Source organism: Nocardia bhagyanarayanae, assembly GCF_006716565.1.
Lineage (GTDB): Bacteria > Actinomycetota > Actinomycetes > Mycobacteriales > Mycobacteriaceae > Nocardia > Nocardia bhagyanarayanae.
This window is the reverse complement of sequence record NZ_VFPG01000001.1, coordinates 2,923,534-2,947,559: the sequence shown is the minus strand read 5'-3', so window position 1 is coordinate 2,947,559 and position 24,026 is coordinate 2,923,534. Positions and strand designations below refer to the sequence as shown.

Here is a 24,026-nt window from a genome sequence, read left to right as displayed (position 1 = left end):
CGCCTTCGGTGTTCGACCTGTCAGTGCCGACGACGCGACTTCGGGCCGCGCTTGCCCTTGCTCTCGGCGCGCGCCGCTTCGCGACGCTCCCGGCGGGTGGCGTGGGCGCCGGAGTCGGAGCCGTACTCCTCGGCGTCGCTGTGGACTTCGGCGCCGCCGCGCTCGCCGGGGCCCGAGTAGCTGAAGCCGCGGGTGGTGCGCTCGTCGATGCCCTTGGCGCGCAGGGCGGCCGGGGCGCCGTTGGCGGCGGGGGCGGCCTGCTGGGTGGGCAGCGGGGCCGGAGCGCCGGACATGGCGCCGACCGGGGAACGCAGGCCCGGGTCGACGGCGACGCCCGCGGGCTGCGGCTGCTGAACCTCGACCTGGAGGTTGAACAGGAAGCCGACCGACTCCTCCTTCAGGCCGTCGAGCATCGCGGCGAACATGTCGAAGCCCTCGCGCTGGTATTCGACCAGCGGATCCCGCTGCGCCATGGCGCGCAGGCCGATGCCCTCCTTGAGGTAGTCCATCTCGTAGAGGTGCTCGCGCCACTTGCGGTCCAGCACCGAAAGCAGCACCTGCCGTTCGAGATTCCGCATGGAACCCTCGCCCGCCAAGCCGTCGATCTCCTGCTCGCGCTTCTCGTAGGCGTCGTGCGCGTCGTCGAGCAGGGCGTCGAGCAGCTCGTCGCGGGTCAGGTCGCCCGCCTCGCCGACGCCGGTCTCACCGGTCAGCTCCTTGTAGTCCACGCCGACCGGGTAGAGGGTCTTCAGCGCGGTCCACAGCTTGTCCAGATCCCAGTCCTCGACGTAGCCCTCGGCGGTGGCGCCGTCGACGTACGCGGTGATCACGTCGGTGATCATGTTCTGGACCTGGCCCTCCATGTCCTCACCGCGCAGGATCCGGTTGCGCTCGCCGTAGATGACGGTGCGCTGCTGGTTCATCACCTCGTCGTACTTGAGGACGTTCTTGCGGATCTCGAAGTTCTGCTGCTCGACCTGGGTCTGCGCGCTCTTGATGGCCTTGGAGACCATCTTCGCCTCGATCGGCACGTCGTCGGGCAGGTTGAGCCGGGTCATGATCGCCTCGAGCGCCGCGCCGTTGAAGCGCCGCATCAACTCGTCACCCAGCGACAGGTAGAAGCGGGACTCGCCGGGATCACCCTGGCGGCCGGAGCGACCGCGCAGCTGGTTGTCGATACGCCGGGACTCGTGGCGCTCGGTGCCGAGCACGTACAGACCACCGGCGTCGCGGACCGCCTCGGCGTCCGCCTCGGTCTGCTGCTTGACCTGCTCGAGGGTCGGATGCCAGGCGGCCTCGTACTCCTCCTGCGTCTCGACCGGGTCGAGGCCCTGCTTGCGCAGCAGGATGTCGGCGATGATGTCCGGGTTGCCGCCGAGCACGATGTCGGTACCGCGGCCTGCCATGTTGGTGGCGACCGTGACCGCGCCCGGCCGACCGGCCTCGGCGATGATCTCGGCTTCCTTCTCGTGGAACTTCGCGTTCAGCACGTTGTGCGGGATGCCGCGCCTGGTGAACTGCTTGGACAGGTACTCCGAGCGCTCGACGCTGGTGGTGCCGATCAGCACCGGCTGGCCCTTCTCGTGCCGCTCGGTGACGTCGTCGACCACGGCGGCGAACTTGGCCTCTTCGGTCTTGTAGATCAGGTCCGACTGGTCGGCGCGCACCATCGGCTTGTTCGTCGGGATCGGCACGACGCCGAGGCCGTAGATCTGGTGCAGCTCGGCCGCCTCGGTCTCGGCGGTACCGGTCATGCCGGAGAGCTTGTCGTAGAGGCGGAAGTAGTTCTGCAGCGTGATGGTGGCCAGCGTCTGGTTCTCCGGCTGGATCTCCACGCCTTCCTTGGCCTCGATCGCCTGGTGCATGCCCTCGTTGTAGCGGCGGCCGACCAGGATGCGTCCGGTGAACTCGTCGACGATGATGACCTCGCCGTCGCGGACGATGTAGTCCTTGTCGCGCTGGTAGAGCTCCTTGGCCTTGATGGCGTTGTTCAGGTAGCTGACCAGCGGCGAGTTGGCGGCCTCGTACAGGTTGTCGATGCCGAGCTGGTCCTCGACGAACTCGACGCCCGCCTCGTGCACGCCGATGGTGCGCTTCTTGATGTCGACCTCGTAGTGCAGGTCCTTCTTCAGCAGCGGCGCGATGCGCGCGAACTCGGCGTACCACTTCGAGGAGGCGTCGGCCGGACCCGAGATGATCAGCGGCGTACGGGCCTCGTCGATGAGGATGGAGTCGACCTCGTCGACCACGGCGAAGTTGTGCCCGCGCTGGACCAGGTCGTCCAGCGAGTGCGTCATGTTGTCGCGCAGGTAGTCGAAGCCGAACTCGTTGTTGGTGCCGTAGGTGATGTCGGAGTTGTAGGCGGCGCGGCGCTGGGCCGGGCTCATGCCGCCGAGGATGACGCCGACCTCGAGCCCGAGGAAACGGTGCACGCGGCCCATCCACTCCGCGTCGCGCTTGGCCAGGTAGTCGTTGACCGTGACGACGTGCACGCCCTCGCCGGACAGCGCGTTCAGGTACGCGGGAAGCACACAGGTCAGGGTCTTGCCCTCACCGGTCTTCATCTCGGCGATGTTGCCGAGGTGCAGCGCGGCGCCGCCCATCACCTGGACCTTGTAGTGCTTCTGGTTGAGCACCCGCCAGGACGCCTCCCGCGCCACCGCGAACGCCTCGAGCAGCAGGTCGTCGAGGCTCTCGCCGTCGGCGTAGCGCTGCTTGAACTCGTCGGTCTTCGCGCGCAGCTCGGCGTCGGTGAGCTGCTCGTACTCCGCGTCGAGCGCGAGGACCTCGTCGGCGAGATGAGCGAGCCGCTTGACGGTGCGACCCTCACCAATCCGTAGCAACCTCGTCAGTGTCAGCGCAGGCACGGGTCTCGTCAGTCCTCTGGTCGGTGTGTCAAATGTTTCGGCCCCCACAACCTCCGCCGGACACGGCGGAAGCCGCAGCACCCCTCATGGTAATGCCGCAACCATGCGGAGCGCGGGTGACCAGCGTCGTATCACGTCGCCCGGCATCGCCGCGGCGGCCGCGTGGCATCGCTTCTCACCGTACTCGCCTCGCGTCGCGCGCGACGCCCGCAGCGGCCTCGGACCTGGGCTTCGGCGCGACCGACCGTGTCGTCGCGCCGGTCCCCCTGGCGAACCTCGGGTGAATCACGCTGGAGCCGAACCGCTTCGAACGCCGGTGCCATACGATGGCAGACGTCCGGCGCGCCGTCGGCGGCGTGCGATCGGACCGAACGCTCCCGCAACACCTCGGCACGCGGGACAGGCAAGGGCAGTGCGGCTCGTGATCCCCCGATGCGGAGCGAGCGAAAGCGACGGTCGTCGACTGTGCAGTCCCACCACTCGAGCGAAGCGGACAACCCTGCCACGCGGGCGGCCACGGGTAAAGATATGGACCGATTTCGCTGGATATGCCACAGGATCCACCACCTTTCAGTTGTGACGAACGACAATTCAGTTGTGACGAACGACAATGAGGCGGGGACACGGCATCGGAAGGAGCACCGGGCAGCGTGATCACGCGTTTGACGCCGCAGGACGCGGCGTTCTATCGGCTCGAGTCGAGCAGCAATCCGATCCACATCGGCTCGCTCGCGATCGTCCGCAACACCGACGAAGGCCGGCTCGACGGCGAAGCGGCCCTCGACTACGACCGCCTGGTCGACCTCGTGGAGAGCAGACTCGCGCTGGTCCCGCGCTACCGGCGCAAGGTGCGCGAGATTCCATTCGCCCTGGGCAGGCCGGTGTGGGTGGAGGACAGCCGCTTCGACATCACCTATCACATCCGCCGCTCCGCACTGCCGAGTCCGGGCACCGACGATCAGCTGCACGACCTGGTCGCGCGGCTGGCCTCGCGGCCGCTCGACCAGAGCAAGCCGCTGTGGGAGATGTATCTGATCGAGGGGCTCACCGAGGACCGCTGCGCGATCTTCACCAAGACTCACTCGGCGCTGGTCGACGGCGCGAGCGCGCTGGAGATCGGACACGTCATCCTGGACAACAGCCCCTCGCCGCGCGGTCTCGCCGACGACTCCTGGGTCGCGCCGCGCGAACCCACCGATGTGGAGCTGCTGGTCGGCGCGCTCACCCATCTGGCGGCCCAGCCGCGCGAGGCGCTGGAGGTGGCGCGGGACGCGAGCGCCGACGCCTTCGCGATGATCGGCGCCGCGGGCCGCGCTGTCGACTCGGTCGTCTCGGCGGTGCGCACCGCCGCCATCGGCGCGCCGGACAGCCCGCTCAACGCGCGAACCTCGCGCAGCCGCCGCTTCGACGTGGTACGCACCGACCTCGGTGACTACCGCAAGATCCGTCAGCGCTTCGGCTGCTCGACCAACGACGCGATCCTCGCCGTGGTCACCGGCGCGCTGCGCAACTGGCTGCTCTCGCGCGGCGAGGCGCTGATCGAGTCGACCACGCTGCGCGCGGTGGTGCCCATGTCGGTGTACGTCGAGGGACCGGACCACGATCGGCTGGAGCCCGCGAGCGAGGTGTCCTCGTTCCTGTTGGATCTGCCGGTCGGCGAGCCCAATCCGGTGATCCGGCTCTCGCACATCGCGCACGCCACCGAGGCCAACAGCAGGGGCCGGCGCGGGGTGCGGGCGCGCACGCTGGTGCACATGGCCGGGTTCGCTCCGGCCAGCCTGCATGCGATGAGCGTGCGGGCGGCGAGTACGTTCGCAGAGCACACGTTCAACTTGGTGATCACCAACGCGCCGGGTCCGCAGACGCCGATGTACATCGGCGGCGCGCGGATGCTGGAGATGTATCCGGTGTCGCCGCTGCTGCGCAATCAGGCCTCGAGCATCGGGATCACGTCCTACGACGGACGCGTCTTCTACGGGCTCAACGCCGACCGCGACGCGATGGCCGACATCGAGGTGCTGGCCGCCGCGGTGCACGAGTCCATGGAGGAGATGCTCGGTGCCTGCGTCTGATCAGAAGAACACCATGCGGGTGTACGTGCCCGCGACGGTGCCGATGCTGCGCGAGCTGGTCGCCGAGCGGGAGCTGTTCCCGATCGGCGGCACCGCGTTCGCGGTCACCCCGGCGCTGCGCGAGGCCTACGCCTCCGGCGACGACGAGGAGCTGGCCGAGGTGGCCATGGCCGAGGCCGCCCGGGCCTCGCTGCGCCTGCTCGCCGCCGAGCGCGATGCCGTCGTCGAGGACATCGAGGACGGCGAACCCGCGGCCGCGCGCCCGTCCGGCGGTCCGGTGTACCGGAGGGCGGTGATCGCCGCGGACGTCGCGGGCGCCAAGCTCCGTCCCGACCTCGACGACGCGGTGGTCAAGCTCGCCGGCCCGATCGCCTACGACCGGATCGCCTCGATCCACGTCGACCTGGCCGAGGCCGAGCCCGAGGTGGCCAAGGCGGTGGACGTGGTCGACGCGGCCGATCTCGGCGACCCGGACGCGGAGTTCGTGCTCGGCGACGCCGAGGACCACCAGCTCGCCTGGTACGCGGCGCAGGAGCTGCCGTTCCTGCTCGACCTGCTCTGAGGCGCCGGGTCGTGGTCGGAGCTGCCCGCTAACCTACGATGCCGTAACCTAGCCGGGAGCGACCCTGACGGCGGTCGCCACTCGACAGAAAGACGAAACGGCACCGATGGTCTTCAAGAATGTCCGCGACTGGCTCGAAGCGCCCGCGGCGAGCGTCGCCGAGCGCGGTGGTCGGCTCAACGTGTTGCGCGGGGCCGTCGCCCGGGTGACCACGCCACTGCTGCCCGACGACTACCTGCACCTGGCCAACCCGCTGTGGTCCGCGCGCGAGCTGCGCGGCCGGATCGTCGACGTGCGCAAGGAGACCGCGGATTCGGCGACCCTGGTGATCAAGCCGGGCTGGGGCTTCGACTTCAAGTTCCAGCCGGGCCAGTACATCGGCATCGGCCTGCTGGTGGACGGGCGCTGGCACTGGCGGTCCTACTCGTTGACGTGCCCGCCGGACTGGAATGCCCCCGAGCACGGCGGCAAGCGGCTCATTTCCATCGCCGTGAAGGCGATGCCGGAGGGCTTCCTGTCCAGCCACATCGTCGGCGGCGTCAAGCCGGGCACGATCGTCCGGTTGCAGGCGCCGCAGGGCGGGTTCGTGCTGCCCTATCCGCCGCCCGCCAAGGTGCTGTTCCTCACCGCGGGCAGCGGCATCACGCCGGTGATGTCGATGCTGCGCGCGATGGACCGCCGCGGTCTGGTCTCCGACGTGGTGCACCTGCATTCAGCGCGCACCGCCGAGGACGTGATGTTCGGCGACGAGCTGCGCGCGCTGCACGACCGGCACCCGAGCTTCCAGTCGCACCTGCACCTGACCGGCGAACAGGGCAAGTTCGCGCTCGCCGATCTGGACGCGAAGTTCCCCGACTGGCGGGAGCGCGACACCTGGGCCTGCGGTCCCGCCGCCATGCTGGACGAGATCGAACAGCACTGGCGCGCGGCGGGTCTCGCCGAGCGGCTGCACGTGGAGCGGTTCGAGATCGAGCGCTCGGCGATCGGCGAGGGCGGCACCGTCAGCTTCGGCAAGAGCGGCCGCAGCGTCGAGGTCGACGGCGCGACCAGCCTGCTCGAGGCGGGCGAGTCGGTTGGGGTTCAGATGCCGTTCGGCTGCCGGATGGGCATCTGCCAGACCTGTGTGGTGACCTTGAGTTCCGGACACGCACGGGACCTGCGCAACGGCGATGAGCGCCGCGAGGGCGACAAGGTGCAGACCTGCATCTCGGCGGCCGCGGGCGACTGCACACTGGACGTGTGATCGGCCGGTTCGGCGGAGGCCGCGCGGCGTGACCACGCGGCGCTCCCTCGCGGACCGCACCGATACCGCCTGAGACACGGGTACCCTCGACCCCATCAGTCGAGCAGAGAAGGGACTCCGGTGGCCATCACCGATATCCAGACGTTCTCCCACCTCACGGCCGCCGATATCGAGACCCTGGGGCAGGAGCTCGACACCATCCGGCGTTCCGTCGAACTCTCCCGCGGCGAACGCGACGCGAAGTACATCCGCCGCACCATCGCGGCCCAGCGCGGCCTCGAGGTCGCCGGGCGCGCGGTGCTCTTCGGCAGCCGCAACCGCTGGGCTTGGCTCGCGGGCACGGCGCTGCTCTCGGTCGCCAAGATCATCGAGAACATGGAGCTCGGGCACAACATCAGCCACGGGCAGTGGGACTGGATGAACGATCCGGAGATCCACTCCAGCACCTGGGAGTGGGACCAGACGGGTCCGTCGTCGCAGTGGCGGCGCGCGCACAACTACTCCCACCACACCTACACCAACGTCCTCGGCAAGGACGAGGACCTCGGCTTCGGCATCCTGCGGATGACCCGCGACGAACAGTGGCGCCCGATCCACCTGGTGCAGCCGCTGGCCAACCTGCTGCTGGCCGCCACCTTCGAGTGGGGCATCGCGCTGCACGACTGGGCTATCGAGAAGGAACTGACGGGCACCCCGAAGTCGGAGCTGCTGTCGGCGCCGAACCGGGAGTTCGCCCGCAAGATCGCGCGCCAGGTGAGCAAGGACTTCCTGCTCTACCCCGCGCTGACCGGACCGGCCTGGAAGTCGACGCTGAAGGCCAACGCCACCGCCAACCTGGTGCGCAACCTCTGGGCCTACGCCGTGATCTTCTGCGGCCACTTCCCCGACGGCGCCGAGAAATTCACCATCGAGCAGCTCGAGGACGAGACGCAGGCCGAGTGGTACCTACGCCAGATGCTCGGTAGCGCCAACTTCAAGGCCGGGCCCGCGATGGCCTTCATGAGCGGCAATCTCTGCTACCAGATCGAGCACCACCTGTTCCCCGACCTGCCGAGCAACCGGTACCCGGAGATCGCCGCGCGGGTCCGCGAACTCTGCGACAAGTACGACCTGCCCTACACGACCGGCTCGCTGGGCAAGCAGTACCTGCTCGCCTTCCGCACCATCCACAAGCTGGCGCTGCCGGACCGGTTCCTCAAGCGCACCGCCGACGACGCGCCGGAGACCTCCTCGGAGCGCAAGTTCGCGGGCATCACGCTGCCGAACACCGAGCGCTGGGCCGACAACAACTGGCTGCTGACCGATCCCGAGACCGGGCAGCGGCGCGGTCTGCGCTCGGCGCTGCACGAGGCCAAAGTCGTGCTGGAGGAGAAGGCGCGGCACGAGAAAGAGGTGTTGCGCGAGGCCAAGCGGGCGCTGAAGGAGAAAGCACGGCAGGAGAAGGAACTGCTGCGCGAGGCCAAGATCGCCCTCCAGGAGAAGGCGCGCGTCGAACAGGCCGCGCTGCGCCGGAAGACCGTGCGGGAAAAGGGATTCCGCGTGCGCTTGCGGCGCGCCTGATATAACATCCGGCCGTCAGGTTCGCAATGCGAGATTTGCCACGGTAGAGACTCGAATCCCCGCAACCTACGGTGTCGTAACTTACGGTACTGTAACCCTCATGGCGATCTCGGATGTCAAGGAATACGCGCACCTCACCGCCGCGGATGTGGAGGCGTTGGGCGCGGAATTCGACGCGATCCGGCGGGAAATCGAATCCTCGCGCGGTGAATCGGACGCGCGATACATTCGCAATGTCATCAGGCTGCAGCGCGCGCTGGAGATCAGCGGGCGCGCGGTCCTGTTCGCCGGTTTCCTTCCGCCCGCCTGGCTCGCCGGCGTCGCCCTGCTCGGCACCGCCAAGATCATCGAGAACATGGAGATCGGGCACAACGTCATGCACGGGCAGTGGGACTGGATGAACGATCCGGAGATCCACTCCAGCTCGTGGGAGTGGGACAACACCGGCCCGTCCAAGCACTGGAAGCACACCCACAACTACCTGCACCACAAGTACACCAACGTCCTCGGCATGGACGACGACATCGGCTACGGCCTGCTGCGGGTCACCCGCGACCAGCGCTGGAAGCCGTTCAACCTCGGCAACCCGGTCTACAACCTGCTGCTGCAGCTGTTCTTCGAGTACGGCGTGGCGATTCAGCACCTGGAGCTCGGCAAGCTGGCCGCGGGCCGATACAAGCCCGGCAGTCCCGAGCGCGCCGAGTTCGAGCGCAAGCGCAGCGAGGTGCTGAACAAGGTCGGTAAGCAGGCGCTCAAGGACTACGTGGTCTTCCCCGCGCTGACCGGCCCGCTGTTCTTCTCCACACTCACCGCGAACCTGGCCGCCAACATGATTCGCAACGTGTGGTCCAACGCGGTGATCTTCTGCGGCCACTTCCCCGACGGCGCGGAGAAGTTCACCAAGGCCGACATCGACGGCGAGACCCAGGCCGAGTGGTACCTGCGCCAGATGCTCGGCAGCGCCAACATCTCCGGCGGCCCGGTCATGCACTTCATGACCGGCAACCTCAGCCACCAGATCGAACACCACCTGTTCCCGGATCTGCCGAGCAACCGCTACGCCGACATCGCGGTCCGGGTGCGGGCGCTGTGCGACAAGTACGACCTGCCCTACACCACGGGATCGCTTCCGGTGCAGTACTTCAAGGCGTGGCGCACCATCCTCAAGCTCGCGCTGCCGAACAAGTACCTGCGCCACACCGCCGACGACGCCCCGGAGACCGCCTCCGAGCGCAAGTTCGGCGGCAACGCGGTCAGTACCTTCGACCCGGTCACCGGCAAGCGCCGCGGGTTGCGTACCGCGCTCGCCGAGGGCAAGCGGCGCATCGCCCGTCGCGCGGCCCGGTCGGAGCGCGCGCTCCAGCTCGCGAAGTAGGCGGATCTCGAGCACAGCGGACCGGCGGGTGGACCCGCCGGTCCGTTTTGGTTGACTGGGCCGGTGAGTGCTGATCGCCTGAGTGTCTACGAGGCCATTCGGTTGCGCCGCGACGTGCGCGCCGAATTCACCGGGGAGCCCGTCGACGAGGAGACGCTGTGGCGGATTCTGGATGCCGCGCACCGGGCGCCGAGCGTGGGCAATTCGCAGCCGTGGGATTTCGTGGTGGTGCGTGAGCCCGGCACGCTGGGCCGGTTCGCCGATCATGTGGCGGGCAAGCGTGTGGAGTTCCGGGACGCGCTACCGCCCGAGCGCGCGGCGACTTTCGAGCCGATCAAGATCGAGGGCATCGTGGAGAGCGGCACCGGCGTCGTCGTCAGCTACGACCACGGCCGCGGCGGACCACAGGTGCTCGGCCGCGCGACCATCCCCGAAACCGGCGTCTACTCCGCGGTTCTCGCGATCCAGAACCTGTGGCTCGCCGCCACCGCCGAGGGCATCGGCGTGGGCTGGGTGTCCTTCTACGACCCGGCGTTCCTCGCCGACCTGGTCGGCCTGCCACCCGGCATCCAGCCCGTCGCCTGGCTCTGCGTCGGCCCGGTGCACGAATTCCAAACGATCCCAGACCTCCAGCGCTTCGGCTGGCGCACCGGCCGCCCCCTGTCCGAAGCGGTCCACCGGGAAACCTTCGGCGGGACCGGTTTTGCCTCCGAACCGCCGACGGACAGCGCAGCGGTGGAGACCGCCGCGCCCTGACGAATCGCACGCGACCCGAGTCGCGGAGCACCCCATATCCCGCCCGAGACTCCGGCCAGGCGTTGTGATCGGAACGGCTCATCGCTTGCCGTACCGCGCGTCGCCGTCGCGGCGGTCGCCGGCGAGGGCTCGCGATCCTTGGAGATCGCGCTCGAGCGCCCGATGACCCGGACGGCCAGCACGCCCGGCGACAGGCGGACGGCGATGGCGGAGCATCGCCGGTGCGGCCCAAGGGGATCCGCACCGGCGACGGCCGGGATCAGACTCGCTCGAGTACCGCCGAGGCGCCGATGCCGCCCGCGGCGCAGATGCCGAGGAGGGCGGTGTTCTTGCCGGTGCGGGCGAGTTCGTTCGCCATCGTGGTGACCATGCGGGCTCCGGTGGCGCCGAAGGGGTGGCCGAGGGAGACGGAGCCGCCGTGCACGTTGAGTTTGTCGATGTCCACGGTGCCGACGGCCGTGTCCCGGTCCAGCCGAGTCTTGGCCCATTCGTCACTGGCGAGCGCGCTCAGCACCGAGAGGGTTTGGGCGGCGAAGGCTTCGTGGATGTCGACGAAGTCGATGTCGGACAACGACATTCCGGCCTTGTCGAGCGCGCGCGGCATGGAGATGGCGGGGCCGATGAGCACCTGATCGGTGGGATCGACGCTGATGTAGCTCCAAGAGCGGAACGCGGCGAGCGGACGGTACCCGAGCTCGCGGGCCTTCTGCTCGCTCATCAGCAGCACCGCCGAGGCGCCGTCGGTGAGCGGGCTGGCGTTGCCCGCGGTGACGGTGCCCTCCTTGGCGAACACCGGCTTCAGCTTGGCCAGCTTCTCGACGCTGGTGTCGGCGCGGACCAGCCCGTCGCGCTCGATGTCCACGCCCTCCGGCGTGCGCACCCGCAGCACCTCGTCGTCGAAGCGTCCGGAGGCAATGGCCGCCGCGGCGCGCTGGTGCGAGCGGGCCGCGAACTCGTCCTGTTCGGCCCGGCCGATGCCGTGGATGCGCGCCATCTTCTCGGCCGACTCCCCCATCACCTCGCCGGTGGTGCGTTCGGCGATCTTCGGCCTGCTCGGCAGGATGTCGGTGAACGGCGCCAATTGCGCTGCGGCGGAGAGGTAGTCCTTCACCTTCGGCTTGCCGAGCGCCAGCGGCGCGCCCGCGTGCACCAGCTTCTGCGGCAGTTTCACCTCGGCGTTGCTGGTGGAATCGCTGCCGCCGGCGATCATGATGTCGTACTCGCCGCGTTCGATCGCGGCCGCCGCGGAGGTCACCGCCTGCAGACCGGACGCGCACGCCCTGGTGACTGTGTAGCCCTCGCAGCCGGGATCGAGGCGCAGATCGAGCGCGATCTCCCTGGCGATGTTGGGCGCGGCGCTCGGCAGGATCACCCCGCCCCACACGATGGCCTGCACTTGGGCGCCGGGCAGCCCGGTGCGCTCCAGCAGGCCGCGCACGGCGGCGTCGGCCAGCGCGATGGAGTCCATCCGGGTGAAGTCGGTGAACGCGCGCACGAACGGGGTGCGGGCGCCGGACACGATGACGGCACGGCGAGCGGCGTCGGAAGCCATGCGAATTCCTTTCCAGAGACGTACACCACAAACTTACTCTGAAGTAAGTTTCTGGTCCACGCGCGCACGGGAAAGCGCCTCCCCGCACCCCACCGGGCGGGCAGGCTTTCGCTCCCGACGATGCGGTCCCGCCGGGGCGGGCAGCCGCAGGCGGCTCAGCGATCCCCTCCAGATGCCGCTGAGCCGGCCTGCGGCGCGCCGTTGCGCTGCAGGCCGGGGCGCCCGTCCCGTCGAACGCCCCTGCTCGTCCCGGAACCGCTTCATGTGGTCGGCACCACGCATCCGACGCAGAAAGAACAGTAGCGTTCTTTCGACCAATTTTTCAAATCTTTTCTATGAAGTTGTCATTACCGACGGGTCCGGCCTACTATGAGGCCCACTATGAGAAGCCCTTCGGAGCTGTCGCGGCAGAAGCGCTTCGGCCGGATCATCAAGGAACGCCGAGACGAGCTCGGCCTCACCCAGTTGCAGATCGGCGATCTGGGTGGGCCTTCCGCGCCGACGATCCGAAAGATCGAGGACGGCGACGCCGCGATCAGCACCCACACGCTCAACAAGCTGGACGCGCCGCTGCGCTGGCTGCCGGGCAGCGCGGCGCGCACCTACGCGGGCGGCGCGCCCGCCGTGCGGGAGGCCGGGCCGGGCGAACCCGCCACCGACGAGTCGATCGTCGCGGGCCCCACGTCGATCCGTTTCGACGTCTCCGACCTCACCGGCCTGCTCGCCGCGACCGGCAGGCTGACCGACGCCGTGGAGCGCGGCCAGACCTCCGAACCCGCTGTGGTCGAGGCGATCTCGGACCTGAACCGGGTGGTGTCCCGGCTCTCCGCCCGCTACGCCACCGTCATGCTGGAACGCAACGGCGGACCGGGCCGCCAGCTGCACCCGCTGGTGGAGATGGCGTTCTCGCACCTGCTCGAGGTCCCCGCCGAAGCCGACGACGCGACCGAGCTCGAGGAGCGCCGCTACCGGCGCTGGCTCGCCGGTCGCTCCGAGAACGTGGGCGCCGCGACCGAGGCCCAGTTCCGGGCCAGGTGGTTGGCCGCCAACAGCACGACCGCGCCGAATCGCAACGGCAAGCACTGAGGTGATCGACATGACCGAGGCCGCGCACCTGCCGCTGAGCCACAAGATCAACCGACTCTTCGCGGTGATGCACCCGCGCTCGGCGCCGGAACGCAGCACCGAGTCCGTCGCCGAACAGGTCAGCGACCAGCTGGACCGCGCGGTGGCGGCCAGCTACCTCGAAGAGCTGCGCGACGGCCGCTTCGACGACGAACGCGACGGCGCCGCGGTCGAATTCGAGATCCTCGCGGCGATCGCCAGTTGCTTCGGCGTCGCGCCGCGCTATCTGACCACCACCGGGCAGGCCGCCGCCAGCATCGACAGGGAGCTCGAACTGCTGGCCACCATGCGCGACGCCAACGTCGCCAGTATCGCGCTGCGCGGCTCCGACGTGGACCGGGCGATGCTGGCCCAATTGATCCGCGGCGCCGAGGATTCCGCCGAATCGGGCGCCCCCTCGCACTGACCTCGCGTCGGCGGCCCGCGGGTCGCCCGCGGTGCGCCGCCCTGGGTACCATTCTCAGCTACACGGGGCGGGACCGCGGAACTGCTGTAGGAGATCGCATCGCATGGCCGGTATGGACACCCGGTTCCGGGAGCTTTCCCGGCACGTACCGATACCGCACCCGTGGAATCTGACCACCTATCTCGATACCGTCGCCGAGTTCCGTGACCGCCCGATCACCTTGCAGCCGGTGGACACCGCGGTGCTCGCCGGCGCGGGCTGCGGCACCGGCAGCGGATTGTGGATCGCCAAGCGGGACAGCGATGTGATCGTCTACGGCGCCGACACCACCGAATGGCACGCCGAGCACATCATCGCCCACGAGCTCGGGCACATGCTGCTCGGACACGGCCCGGAAGCGGAGCCGTCACCGAGCGACCAGACCGCGCACACCCTCGCGGCCGTCGCCGAGCTGCTGCCCTCCATCGCACCGGAATCCATCGCGCACGTGCTCGGCCGCACCGACTACGGCACGAGCCGGGAACGCGACGCCGAGACGTTCGCCGACATGGTGATGCTGCAGGCGATGCGCCCGCCGCGCCGCGACTCCCTGCTGCACCGGACGTTCTTCCGCGACCGTCGCAGGTGAACTCCCCCATACCGGGGGTGATCGCGGCGCCGCTGATCGGATTCGTCGTCCTGGTGGCCATCGGCAGGTGGGCGCTGCTGCACCGGACCACCACCGACCGGCTGCTGAACCGGGCGCTGGCGTGGTCGGCGGTGGGGATGGTGCTGCTGGAGCGCGGGATCGCGCCGCGATTCGGCAGCCTCATGCACCAACTCTCCATGGGCTGCATGCTCTTCGCGATCATGAGCGCCTACGGCGCGGCCATGCTGTGGGCGGGCGCGGACCCGTCGGGGGCGCGGCGACGGCAGCGCCGCTACCACCTGATCGCCGCCGCCTGCGCCGTCGTCATCCTGGTCGTCGGCACACCCGCACGGCACGAAGGGACACTGCTCGGCCAGACGCCGGGGATGTGGTCGGCGATCTCGGCGCTGGCGTTCTGCCTGCCCGCGATCGGCTGCGGCCGGGTGATGGCGAGCGCCCTGTGGCACGAACTCGCTCGCCAGGACGCCACGCGGCGGGAGCGGCTGGTCTACGGCTCGCTGCTGGCGGCGTTGGCGGCGGGCGCGTGCAGTCTGCCGTTCTCGGCGCTGCTCTTCGGCGGGATTCTCGGCGACGCCGTGCGCATCGAGGATCCGGACCTGATCCGCTGGGCGTGGCCGAACTTCACCGTCATCGTGGTCAGCGCCGCGGTGCTGGCGGTGCCGCTGCTCGGCGTGCTGGTGACGCGCGCGGGCTGGGATCGTTCCGGGCGCTACTGCCGGCGACTGCGTCCGCTGTGGACGGACGTGACGCGCGCGGTGCCGGAGATCGTCCTCGACCTCCCGGCGACCGGGCGCGACGAGCCCGAGGTCCGGCTGATCCGGATGACGGTGGAGATCCGCGACGCCCTGCTGCACCTGAACAGGTATGCGCCCCATGATCTTCCGATGCCCGCCGCAGTGAGCCCGACGGAGCGCTACGCGCGGCGGATCGCGCACGGGATACGCGCCAAGGCCGAAGGACGAGGCCCCGCCAACGCGGCAGCGAGGGCCGTCACGCCCGCGTCCCGCGACCTCGATTCCGAACTGCGCCAGCTGCTGGAACTGGCACGTGTGTGGCCGCGAGCGCGGGTTGCCGCGGAGACCAGCCGGCCGACGCCCGAGGAGGCGTCGGCCGGCCTTTTTCGACGTTTGGCTATGCGAGCCTGATCAGACCGTAATCGAAGGCGTGACGCCGATAGACAACCGACGGTCGGTCGGTCTCTTTGTCCTGGAAGAGGAAGAAGTCGTGGCCGACGAGCTCCATCTGGTACAGGGCGTCGTCGACCGTCATCGGTGTCGCGTCGTGCACTTTGGTGCGCACGATGTGGCCAGGACCGGCCTCGTACTCGGGCTCCGCCTCCTCGGCGCGCTCACCGGGATGCGCGTGCGCCGTGGCGGATTCGCCCGTAAGGGTGAACAGCGAATCGTCGACCAAGTCGGCCGTGGCCTCGGCGACCGAGACGGGGGTCTTCTCCCCGTGGTGGACCCGGCGCCGGTCCTTGATGCGGCGCATTCGGCTCTCCAGCTTGGCGGTCACCGACTCGAAGGCGGCGTAGAAGCTGTCCGCGCAAGCCTCCGCCCGGACGACCGGGCCCTTGCCGCGCGCGGTGATCTCGACGCGCTGGCAGGCTTTGCGCTGACGACGGTTGCGTTCGTGGAACAGCTCGACGTCGAATAGGAAGATCGTGGGATCGAAACGTTCCAGACGGGAGAGTTTGTCCGCGACATAAATTCGATAATGATCGGGAACCACGACGTTGCGGCCTTTCACCACGATGTCGGCGCGAGTGGCCCGTGGTTGGTCCGCTGCGGGTTGCTCTGTCGCATCCATGGTGCCGGCATCCAGCACCGAAGGATCTGCGTCTTTCACTGAAGGACGTGAAGAAGTCGTCACGCGTACCTCCCGGATCTGGCCGCACGGACCGATTTCCCGTGCGGCGGGATTGAGCCGTGCCGAGCGGAATCCGGAGGTCGAGGGGTGCGCGAGAGCCGTTCGTTGTCAGACAGGCTGACGCCTTCGGGCTTGGCTCACACCGGGGATTCGCACGACACGAAGTTGTCCGAGGCGCCACCTCCAAACTCTCGGTTCGGGTGTGTGATCGCGACGGTAGTACGCCAACGGGCGGTCCGCCAGTGTTCACGCAAATTTCCCGGAGTCAAGCAGAACACGTCACCAGGACGGCATTTGTTTCGACTCCGGCCCCGCGTAGCGCACGCACCGATTCGCGGGCTGTCGCGCCGGTCGTCAGCACGTCGTCGACCACGACTACCTCGGTGTTCTGTACACTGCGCAGGCCCGCCAGAGGCCCACGCCGCACCGAGATCCTGCCGTGCAGATTGTGTTGGCGCTCACCGGGTGTCAATCCCACCGAATCGCGCACACCCCACCACACCCGCAACATCGGCACCACCCGGCAATCCGGTAGCCACCCCGCCGCCGCGCACGCCGTCCGCAGCGCCGGATCCCCGCCGCGGCGCCGCGCGGACGCGCCCCGGCTCGGCGCGGGCACCAACACCAACACGCGATCGGGCGTTCGCAATCGGGCGAGACCGCGGGCCATGGCCAGTCCGAGCGGCGCGGCCAGATCGCGGCGGCCGCGTTCCTTGGCGGCGAGCACCGCGCGGCGCGCCGCACCGGCGTACGGCGCGAGCGCCCAGCACGGGACGCCCGGATCGGCGCGCGGACGCACCCGCGTCGGACCGCCCGTCAGCGCCGCCGCGCAATCCGCGCACCATCCGGCACCCACCGCACCGCAGCCCGCGCACGAGGCGGGCAGCGCCAAGTCCAACAGGGCGACGAGGTGTTCGGCGGCTCCCATGGGCGAAGTCTGCACCCGCCCACCGACATTCGGCGGGTGGATCAGCCGGGCAGCACCGGCGCGGTGTCGGATCCGAGGCCGGGGATCTCGGTCCAATAGCGCAGTTCGCTCGTCTGGTTGTTGGTCAGCTCGAGCACGCCGCGCGAGTCCGCCACGTACTGCGTCGTCGGCGAGGCGGCCACCACCCGGACGGGGGCCGTGAGGTTCTGCGAGGTCAACGGGTACTGCTCGGAACCGTCGATGGTGACGGTCAGCACCGGATTGATGTTGCCCTCGCGCGCGACGATGAGCGCTTCGCCGCCAAGCCAGTCCAGCGCGAGCGCGCGGGTGCTCAGATCGACGGCCAGCGGCAGCGGCGAGGTGAGCGCGTACTTGCCGTCCGGCCGTCGTTCCACCACCGCGACGTACACCTTGCCGTCGGCGATGAGCGCGGCACGCACGCCGGTGCGGGAGATGCGCAATTCGGAGATGGGACCGCGGAAGTTGGGCCCGGACGACGACCCCGTCAACGCCGAGGTGTCCACCTCCTGCACCGAGACGTTGCCGGTGCCGCGGTCGTTGACGGCGCGGATCACCCGTTCCCCGTCGATGACGGCCCAGGCGGCACTACCGTCGGCGGTCCAGGACGGCCTGCTGATCGTGGTGCCCTCGGCGACCGGAAAGGCGTTGCCGCCGTAGGTGCCGATCATCAGCGTGCGCGGCGGCTCGGGCGCCGGTCGCCCATTGGCGGCGACACCGGCGACCAACTGCCCGTCGGGCGAGAGAGCCACCGACTGCAGGTTGTTCACCGTCCCGAAGTAGCCGGGCGCGTTCACCACCCCGCGCTCGTTCACCTGAGCAAGCGCACCGCCGCGCAGGGCGTGCAGCCCGATCCGGTTCTGGGCGAACATCTCGGGGCTCAACTGCTCCACGTCGGCGACCGACCAACCGTTGGCGGCGAACCGGTCGTCGAGCGGTTTGCCGTCGGCGAGCAGCATGTACGGACCGAGAATGTCGGCGCCCGCCAAAGTCAGCACCACCTGTGCGGCCAGCAATTCACGGTCGCGCGGGCTCAACCCGCCCGCGCCCGCGAAGTCGACGCGCACGCCGCCGAGCCCGATACCGACCTCGTCCGGATCGCCGTTGGCCTTGGTGATCGGACCGCGCAGCGCGACCGGCTGGGCGAGCTGGTTGCGCACGACCGGGGCGAGCTCCGGCTGCGGTCCCTCGGTGAGCAGCGTGAGCAGCCGCTGGGTGAGCTGATTCTTGGACACCGAGATCCAGCGCAGATCGGGCACGACCGAGGCGCCGCCGGGCTCCACGAAGTAGAGCACGTTGCGACGGTAGGACTTGTTGAACGCCGTGCGGTCCATCACGACGCCGTCGGGCAGCTCGTCGATGCGCCATTCGCCGTCGACCCGGCTCATCTCGATCTTGTTCTCGACCGTGCCGTCGACCGCGCGATAGGTGCCGTCCGGAGCGAGCTCGCCGACCTTCTGCGCGCGGATCACGTAGGTGGCCTTGTCACCGGTGCGCGATTCGCGCAGGGTGTCCGGCTTCTCGACGATCGTCGTGCTCGCGCCGTCCTCCCACTGCGCCGAGGCCGACGGCGTCATGTACTGGCGGGCGGCCAGATGCCGGTTCGCCGGGTCGGCGGTCGCCTGCAGGAAATCCCGCAACAGCAGATCGGGATCGCGGCCCTGGATGGGCGGCGGCGGCCCGTCGGAGGTGGGTTCGCGATTGAGCGTGCCGAGCGCCTGCGGGGCCGAGGATTCCGGCAGGCTCGCGCAGCCGCCGATCGCCAGCAGCGCCGTGACGAGCACCGCGACCGCGGCCAGTCGGGACGATCTGGCACCCAGCATTCTCATGACTGTACGTCTCCGCGTTCGGTGAGCACCCCCCGGCCGGAGCCGGACCCGTCCGGCCCTTGCGCGCCCGAGCTTCCCGTGTCGGCCGCGTGCGACCCCTCCTCGGCCTCGCTGACGCCATTGTGCGCGCGGGTCGGCTCTTCGACACCGTTCGCCGCCGCCGCGCCGGGAGCGGGGTTCTCCGCCGCTTCCCGCGTGCCGACGCCGTTCGCCGTACCGCTCGACGGCGTCCCGTTCGTGCCGACCGGCTCGCCGAGTTGGTCCACCACGCCGGGAGCCGACTGCGGGAACGGCACCGTCGGCGTATCGGTGTCGGCATCGGACGGCCGCGGCGCCGTCCGGCGACCGGGCTCCAGCGGCAGCGGACTCGGGCCCATCTTGCGGCCGCGCACCAGCGGCAGGGTCAGGCGGAAGCTCGCGCCGACGCCGACCTCGCCCCAGGCGTCCAGCCTGCCCTCGTGCAGGTTGGCGTCCTCGACGCTGATCGACAGCCCGAGGCCGGTGCCGCCGGAGCGGCGCATGCGCGACGGATCGGAGCGCCAGAACCGGTTGAAGACCAGCTTCTCCTCGCCGGGTCGCAGGCCGACGCCCTGGTCGCGCACCACCACGGCGACGGCGTTGGCGTCGCTGTCGCCGCGCATGCGGATCAGCACCGGCTTGCCCTCGCTGTGGTCGATGGCGTTGGCGAGCAGATTGCGCAGCACCCGTTCCACGCGGCGCGGGTCGACCTCGGCGACCAGCGGATCCTCCGGCAGGTCGATGACGACCTCGACGCCGGATTCCTTGGCCAGATGCCGCACGGTCGAGATCGCGGCCCTCGCGCACATCCGCACGTCCAGCGACTCCACCTGGAGTTCGGCGACGCCCGCGTCGTGGCGGCTGATCTCCAACAGGTCGTTGAGCAGACCCTCGAACCGGTCCAGCTCGGTGACCAACAGCTCGGCGCTGCGCGCCAGCGCGGGATCGAGATCCTCGCTGCTGCCGTGGATCAGGTCGGCGGCCATGCGCACCGTGGTGAGCGGCGTGCGCAGCTCGTGGCTGACGTCCGAGGTGAACCGCCGCTGCAGATTGCCGAACTCCTCGAGCTGGGTGATCTGGTTGGACAGACTCTCGGCCATTTCGTTGAACGCCTGCGCCAGCCGCGCCATGTCGTCCTCGCCGCGCACCAGCATGCGCTCCTTGAGGCGACCGTCGGCGAAGCGGCTCGCGATCCGCGCCGCGGACCGGATCGGCAGCACGACCTGCCTGGTGACCAGGGCGGTGATCGCGGCGAGCAGGACGAGCAGCACCAAGCCGCCGATCATCATGGTGCCGCGCATCAGCGCGAGGCTGCGCTCCTCGTTGGCCAGCGGGAAGATCAGATAGATCTCCAGCGTCGGCACCTCGGCGCTCGGGCTGCCGATGATCAGCGCCCGCCCCTGGTAGCCGTCCGGGTCCTCGACCGTGGCGAACTGGTAGCTGACCTGGTTGCGCTGGACGAACCGGCGCAGTTCCTCCGGTATCTCGGTGATCGGGCCGGACGAGATCGGCTGCTGCGGCGTGCCGCCGACCATGCTCAGCGCGGAGTCGAAACTCCCTGCGGCGCCGGTGGATTGACCGGTCCCGCCGCGGTTGGACAGGGCGTTGCGCGCGTCGGTGAGGCGCTGCTGCTGGGTGCCGACGTCCTGGACGCCGACCAGCTGGCTCTCCACCGTGTTGCGGGCACGGTCCATCTCCTCGACGGCGGCGTTGATCTTCGCGTCCAACAGCCGGTCGGTGATCCGACTGGTCAGCACCACGCCGAGGATGGTGATCACGATGAGCGAGAGCGTCAGCGTGGAGACGATGACGCGCAGCTGCAGCGACCGGCGCCAGACATGGCCGATCGCGGTGCCCGCCTCCTTGAACCAGGCGGCCACCGGGGCGAGCGAACGCTCGAGACGTGCCAGCGCCCCGCGCGCCGCGCCCGGCCGATCACCCGCGGCGGACGCGGCCTCTTTCGAGCCCTGGCCGTCCGCCTGCTGGGCATCGCCATCGGTCACGGCGGTCCGGCCTTGTAGCCGACGCCTCGGACGGTGAGCACGATCTCGGGATTCTCCGGATCCTTCTCGACCTTGGCGCGCAGCCGCTGCACGTGCACGTTGACCAGCCGGGTGTCGGCCGCGTGCCGGTAGCCCCAGACCTGCTCGAGCAGCACCTCGCGGGTGAACACCTGGCGCGGCTTGCGGGCGAGGGCCACCAGCAGGTCGAACTCGAGCGGGGTCAGCGAGATCTGCTGACCGCCCCGGCTCACCTTGTGCGCGGGCACGTCGATCACGATGTCCGCGATCGACAGCAGCTCCGCGGGCTCTTCTTCGGTACGGCGCAGGCGGGCGCGCACCCTGGCGACGAGCTCCTTCGGTTTGAACGGCTTGACGATGTAATCGTCGGCACCGGACTCCAGACCGAGCACGACGTCGACCGTGTCGGTCTTCGCCGTGAGCATGACGATCGGGACTCCGGAATCGGCCCGCAGCACACGGCACACGTCGATGCCGTTCATGCCGGGCAGCATCAGGTCCAGCAACACCAGATCGGGGCGGATCTCGCGAACCGCCGCCAGTGCCTGCGTACCGTCGCCGACCACGTGCGGGTCGAACCCTTCCCCGCGCAGGACGATCGTGAGCATCTCAGCGAGTGCCATATCGTCGTCGACGACCAGAATCTTCGGCTTCATAATTACTATGTTGTCATCTCCCAGGCCAGGATCGGGCCGCCACGCCAACACTGGTGCGAACCCGCCGCACATCCAACCCTATCGGGCAACAATTTCGGCGATACGCGCGGCCAGCGATGCCGGATCGTCACCGATTCGGTACGTCCACCACCGGCCGTGCCAGTTCCGTTCGGCCAGCTCACGGTACACCTCCAGGGTGCGCCGCTGGAGCCCGCCGTCGCGTTCGTACGCGTCGAGCGCCCGGGACTCGTCGAGTTCGCCGCGCAGGCGCGCACGTTCGGCGGCCACCTCGGACGAGACGTCCAGCAACACTTGCACGTCGGGCTTCGGCAGGCCGAACCGGCCGTACTCCAAATCGGCTGTCCAGCGGGCCATCTCGCCCTCGGCGGACTGGTGCAGCCGGGCGGCGTTGTAGGCCGCGTTGGAGGCCACGTAGCGGTCCAGGATCAGGATGTCGTTGTCCGCCAAGAGTTTCGCCAGCTCCGCGCGCGCGTCGGCGCGATCCAGCGCGAACAGCAACGCCATCGCGTACACCGAGTCGGCGAGGTCGCCGTGCGCGCCGCGCAGCGCCTCGGCGGCTAGATCGGCGTGCACCGACCGGCCGTAGCGCGGGAAGGCCAGCGTGGCCGCGCGCAGTCCGCGGTCGGCGAGCGCGGCGATCACGGCGTCGGTCAGCGTGCGCTTCCCGGCGCCGTCCAGACCTTCCAGCGCGATCAGGGCACCCATGGCAGGTCACAGTACCGATCGCCGCCGCGGCAGCCGCCACCGACACCGGCGGCCCGAACGGCAGGTCCGCGCGCGTCGAGGCCGACGGGTTCGGCGGACCTCGATCGCCGTGCCCCGCGCCGGTCCGCGGATCGGGCCGTGCGTCTCGGCGCGCTTGCGCGACAAGGGCTTACACGCCGAGCGGCCCGGCAACCGCGTGGGTCGCCGGGCCGCTCGCGCGAGGGAAGGCTCAGTACCGGTAGTGGTCCGGCTTGTAGGGGCCTTCGACGTCGACGCCGATGTACTCGGCCTGGTCCTTGGTGAGCTTGGTCAGCGTGCCGCCGAGCGCCTCGACGTGGATGCGGGCGACCTTCTCGTCCAGGTGCTTGGGCAGGCGGTAGACCTCGTTGTCGTACTCGTCCGGCTTGGTCCACAGCTCGATCTGGGCGATCACCTGGTTGGAGAAGCTGTTCGACATCACGAACGACGGATGGCCGGTCGCGTTGCCCAGATTCAGCAGCCTGCCTTCCGACAGCACGATGATCGACTTGCCCGAATCACCGAAGGTCCACTGATCGACCTGCGGCTTGATGTTCAACTTCGTTGCGCCGGAACGCTCCAGCGCCGCCATGTCGATCTCGTTGTCGAAGTGACCGATGTTGCCGAGGATGGCCTGGTCCTTCATCGCCTTCATGTGCTCGAGGGTGATGATGTCCTTGTTGCCGGTCGAGGTGATCACGATGTCGGCGTTCGCGATCGCCTGCTCGACGGTCACCACGTCGTAGCCGTCCATCAGCGCCTGCAGCGCGTTGATCGGGTCGATCTCGGTGACCTGAACCCGGGCGCCCTGTCCGGCAAGCGATTCCGCGCACCCCTTACCGACATCGCCGTAACCGCAGATCAACACCTTCTTGCCGCCGATGAGCACATCGGTGCCGCGGTTGATGCCGTCGATGAGCGAGTGCCTGGTGCCGTACTTGTTGTCGAACTTCGACTTGGTCACCGAGTCGTTGACGTTGATCGCCGGGAACACCAGCTCGCCCGCGGCGGCGAACTGGTACAGGCGAAGCACGCCGGTGGTGGTCTCCTCGGTGACACCCTTGACGCTCTCGGCGATCGCGGTCCACTTGCCCTTGTCGGTCTCGAAGCGCTCGCGCAGCAGGTTCAGGAAGACCGTGTACTCCGCGGAGTGGTCCTCGTCGGCGGGCGGGACCACACCGGCCTTCTCGAACTGCGCACCGCGCAGCACGAGCATGGTGGCGTCGCCGCCGTCGTCGAGGATCATGTTGGCGGGCTCACCCGGCCAGGTCAGCATCTGCTCGGCCGCCCACCAGTACTCCTCCAGGGTCTCGCCCTTCCAGGCGAAGACCGGGGTGCCCTTGGGCTCGTCGATCGTGCCGTGCGGGCCGACGACGACCGCGGCGGCGGCGTGGTCCTGGGTGGAGAAGATGTTGCACGAGGCCCAGCGCACCTGCGCGCCGAGCGCGGTGAGGGTCTCGATCAGCACGGCGGTCTGCACCGTCATGTGCAGCGAGCCGGAGATGCGCGCGCCCTTCAGCGGCAGCACGTCGGCGTACTCGCGGCGCAAAGCCATCAGACCGGGCATCTCGTGCTCGGCCAGACGGATCTCCTTGCGGCCGAACTCGGCCAGCGACAGGTCCGCCACCTTGTAATCGATGCCATTGCGGACATCGGGGGTCATGGACGTGCGTGCGGGAAGTTCTGAGGTCGTCATCTGCCTCTCCATGGTCGGCTGTACCGATGCAAGGCTAGTCGCTGAACGCCTCGCGACGTACCGCGCGCCCGTCGAGGGCA

At 69.3% G+C, this 24,026-nt stretch carries 19 protein-coding genes; 10 read left to right on the top strand and 9 right to left on the bottom strand.

Features of this window, described 5'->3' with window-relative positions:
- Window positions 1-20: 20 nt before the first annotated feature.
- On the bottom strand, window positions 21-2,867 hold the full coding sequence (gene secA / locus FB390_RS12520) for a preprotein translocase subunit SecA (RefSeq protein ID WP_141809104.1): 2,847 nt from the start codon (window positions 2,865-2,867) through the stop codon (window positions 21-23).
- A gap of 650 nt (window positions 2,868-3,517) precedes the next feature.
- Here secA and FB390_RS12515 point away from each other — a divergent pair.
- The 6 genes from FB390_RS12515 to bluB all read left to right on the top strand — a co-directional run bounded on the left by FB390_RS12515 (window position 3,518) and on the right by bluB (window position 10,435).
- Entirely contained in the window at window positions 3,518-4,939 is a 1,422-nt protein-coding gene (locus FB390_RS12515) for a WS/DGAT/MGAT family O-acyltransferase (protein ID WP_141809103.1), read from the top strand.
- A 13-nt stretch (window positions 4,940-4,952) separates the two neighbouring features.
- Window positions 4,953-5,501 carry a DUF6912 family protein gene (locus tag FB390_RS12510; protein WP_141811721.1) on the top strand — a complete coding sequence of 183 codons (549 nt, stop codon included), beginning with the start codon at window positions 4,953-4,955 and terminating at the stop codon, window positions 5,499-5,501.
- A 106-nt stretch (window positions 5,502-5,607) separates the two neighbouring features.
- On the top strand, window positions 5,608-6,744 hold the full coding sequence (locus FB390_RS12505; protein ID WP_141809102.1) for a ferredoxin reductase: 1,137 nt from the start codon (window positions 5,608-5,610) through the stop codon (window positions 6,742-6,744).
- A 120-nt stretch (window positions 6,745-6,864) separates the two neighbouring features.
- Window positions 6,865-8,304 carry a fatty acid desaturase gene (locus FB390_RS12500; RefSeq protein ID WP_141809101.1) on the top strand — a complete coding sequence of 480 codons (1,440 nt, stop codon included), beginning with the start codon at window positions 6,865-6,867 and terminating at the stop codon, window positions 8,302-8,304.
- Window positions 8,305-8,404: 100 nt separating this feature from the next.
- Window positions 8,405-9,679, top strand: coding sequence for a fatty acid desaturase family protein (locus FB390_RS12495; protein WP_141809100.1), 1,275 nt, complete (start codon window positions 8,405-8,407; stop codon window positions 9,677-9,679).
- A 63-nt stretch (window positions 9,680-9,742) separates the two neighbouring features.
- Window positions 9,743-10,435 carry a 5,6-dimethylbenzimidazole synthase gene (bluB, locus tag FB390_RS12490; RefSeq protein WP_185757016.1) on the top strand — a complete coding sequence of 231 codons (693 nt, stop codon included), beginning with the start codon at window positions 9,743-9,745 and terminating at the stop codon, window positions 10,433-10,435.
- A gap of 259 nt (window positions 10,436-10,694) precedes the next feature.
- Here the strand turns inward: bluB and FB390_RS12485 are convergent, their stop codons facing one another.
- Entirely contained in the window at window positions 10,695-11,987 is a 1,293-nt protein-coding gene (locus tag FB390_RS12485) for an acetyl-CoA C-acyltransferase (RefSeq protein WP_141809098.1), read from the bottom strand.
- 381 nt (window positions 11,988-12,368) lie between these two features.
- Between FB390_RS12485 and FB390_RS12480 the strand changes: the two genes are divergently transcribed.
- The 4 genes from FB390_RS12480 (at window position 12,369) to FB390_RS12465 (ending at window position 15,312) form a co-directional block, all read left to right on the top strand.
- On the top strand, window positions 12,369-13,073 hold the full coding sequence (locus tag FB390_RS12480) for a helix-turn-helix domain-containing protein (RefSeq protein ID WP_185757015.1): 705 nt from the start codon (window positions 12,369-12,371) through the stop codon (window positions 13,071-13,073).
- Window positions 13,074-13,083: 10 nt separating this feature from the next.
- Entirely contained in the window at window positions 13,084-13,518 is a 435-nt protein-coding gene (locus tag FB390_RS12475) for a hypothetical protein (protein WP_141809096.1), read from the top strand.
- A gap of 103 nt (window positions 13,519-13,621) precedes the next feature.
- Window positions 13,622-14,146, top strand: coding sequence for a hypothetical protein (locus FB390_RS12470; protein WP_246123988.1), 525 nt, complete (start codon window positions 13,622-13,624; stop codon window positions 14,144-14,146).
- Window positions 14,143-15,312, top strand: coding sequence for an MAB_1171c family putative transporter (locus FB390_RS12465; RefSeq protein ID WP_141809095.1), 1,170 nt, complete (start codon window positions 14,143-14,145; stop codon window positions 15,310-15,312). The genes FB390_RS12470 and FB390_RS12465 overlap by 4 nt, the downstream gene beginning before the upstream one ends.
- Here the strand turns inward: FB390_RS12465 and hpf are convergent.
- From hpf to ahcY, 7 genes are all read right to left on the bottom strand, one after another.
- On the bottom strand, window positions 15,299-16,039 hold the full coding sequence (gene hpf / locus FB390_RS12460; RefSeq protein ID WP_425465861.1) for a ribosome hibernation-promoting factor, HPF/YfiA family: 741 nt from the start codon (window positions 16,037-16,039) through the stop codon (window positions 15,299-15,301). The genes FB390_RS12465 and hpf overlap by 14 nt on opposite strands.
- Before the next feature lie 262 nt (window positions 16,040-16,301).
- Window positions 16,302-16,964, bottom strand: a complete 663-nt coding sequence (locus tag FB390_RS12455) for a ComF family protein (protein WP_141809093.1) — start codon at window positions 16,962-16,964, stop codon at window positions 16,302-16,304.
- Window positions 16,965-17,005: 41 nt separating this feature from the next.
- Window positions 17,006-18,811 carry an MtrAB system accessory lipoprotein LpqB gene (gene lpqB / locus FB390_RS12450; RefSeq protein ID WP_141809092.1) on the bottom strand — a complete coding sequence of 602 codons (1,806 nt, stop codon included), beginning with the start codon at window positions 18,809-18,811 and terminating at the stop codon, window positions 17,006-17,008.
- The gene (gene mtrB, locus FB390_RS12445; RefSeq protein WP_246124282.1) at window positions 18,808-20,709 is read right to left on the bottom strand and encodes an MtrAB system histidine kinase MtrB; all 1,902 of its coding nucleotides are present in this window, start codon (window positions 20,707-20,709) and stop codon (window positions 18,808-18,810) included. Before mtrB ends, lpqB begins: the two co-directional genes overlap by 4 nt.
- 119 nt (window positions 20,710-20,828) lie before the next feature.
- Window positions 20,829-21,506, bottom strand: a complete 678-nt coding sequence (gene mtrA, locus FB390_RS12440; RefSeq protein ID WP_040781845.1) for an MtrAB system response regulator MtrA — start codon at window positions 21,504-21,506, stop codon at window positions 20,829-20,831.
- 78 nt (window positions 21,507-21,584) lie between these two features.
- Window positions 21,585-22,232: a dTMP kinase gene (locus tag FB390_RS12435; RefSeq protein ID WP_141809091.1), complete on the bottom strand. Its 648-nt coding sequence runs from the start codon at window positions 22,230-22,232 to the stop codon at window positions 21,585-21,587.
- Window positions 22,233-22,461: 229 nt separating this feature from the next.
- Window positions 22,462-23,946 (bottom strand): adenosylhomocysteinase, encoded by a 1,485-nt coding sequence (gene ahcY, locus FB390_RS12430; RefSeq protein ID WP_141809090.1) that lies wholly within the window; start codon window positions 23,944-23,946, stop codon window positions 22,462-22,464.
- Window positions 23,947-24,026: the final 80 nt, after the last annotated feature.

Excerpts from the sequence above, each read along its gene's own strand:
- FB390_RS12510 (WP_141811721.1), top strand. The coding sequence starts at position 4,953 with ATGCGGGTGTACGTGCCCGCGACGGTGCCGATGCTGCGCGAGCTGGTC.
- FB390_RS12505 (WP_141809102.1), top strand. The coding sequence starts at position 5,608 with ATGGTCTTCAAGAATGTCCGCGACTGGCTCGAAGCGCCCGCGGCGAGC.
- FB390_RS12495 (WP_141809100.1), top strand. The coding sequence starts at position 8,405 with ATGGCGATCTCGGATGTCAAGGAATACGCGCACCTCACCGCCGCGGAT.
- FB390_RS12485 (WP_141809098.1), bottom strand. The coding sequence starts at position 11,987 with ATGGCTTCCGACGCCGCTCGCCGTGCCGTCATCGTGTCCGGCGCCCGC.
- FB390_RS12480 (WP_185757015.1), top strand. The coding sequence starts at position 12,369 with ATGAGAAGCCCTTCGGAGCTGTCGCGGCAGAAGCGCTTCGGCCGGATC.
- FB390_RS12475 (WP_141809096.1), top strand. The coding sequence starts at position 13,084 with ATGACCGAGGCCGCGCACCTGCCGCTGAGCCACAAGATCAACCGACTC.
- FB390_RS12470 (WP_246123988.1), top strand. The coding sequence starts at position 13,622 with ATGGCCGGTATGGACACCCGGTTCCGGGAGCTTTCCCGGCACGTACCG.
- FB390_RS12455 (WP_141809093.1), bottom strand. The coding sequence starts at position 16,964 with ATGGGAGCCGCCGAACACCTCGTCGCCCTGTTGGACTTGGCGCTGCCC.
- lpqB (WP_141809092.1), bottom strand. The coding sequence starts at position 18,811 with ATGAGAATGCTGGGTGCCAGATCGTCCCGACTGGCCGCGGTCGCGGTG.
- mtrA (WP_040781845.1), bottom strand. The coding sequence starts at position 21,506 with ATGAAGCCGAAGATTCTGGTCGTCGACGACGATATGGCACTCGCTGAG.
- FB390_RS12435 (WP_141809091.1), bottom strand. The coding sequence starts at position 22,232 with ATGGGTGCCCTGATCGCGCTGGAAGGTCTGGACGGCGCCGGGAAGCGC.
- ahcY (WP_141809090.1), bottom strand. The coding sequence starts at position 23,946 with ATGACGACCTCAGAACTTCCCGCACGCACGTCCATGACCCCCGATGTC.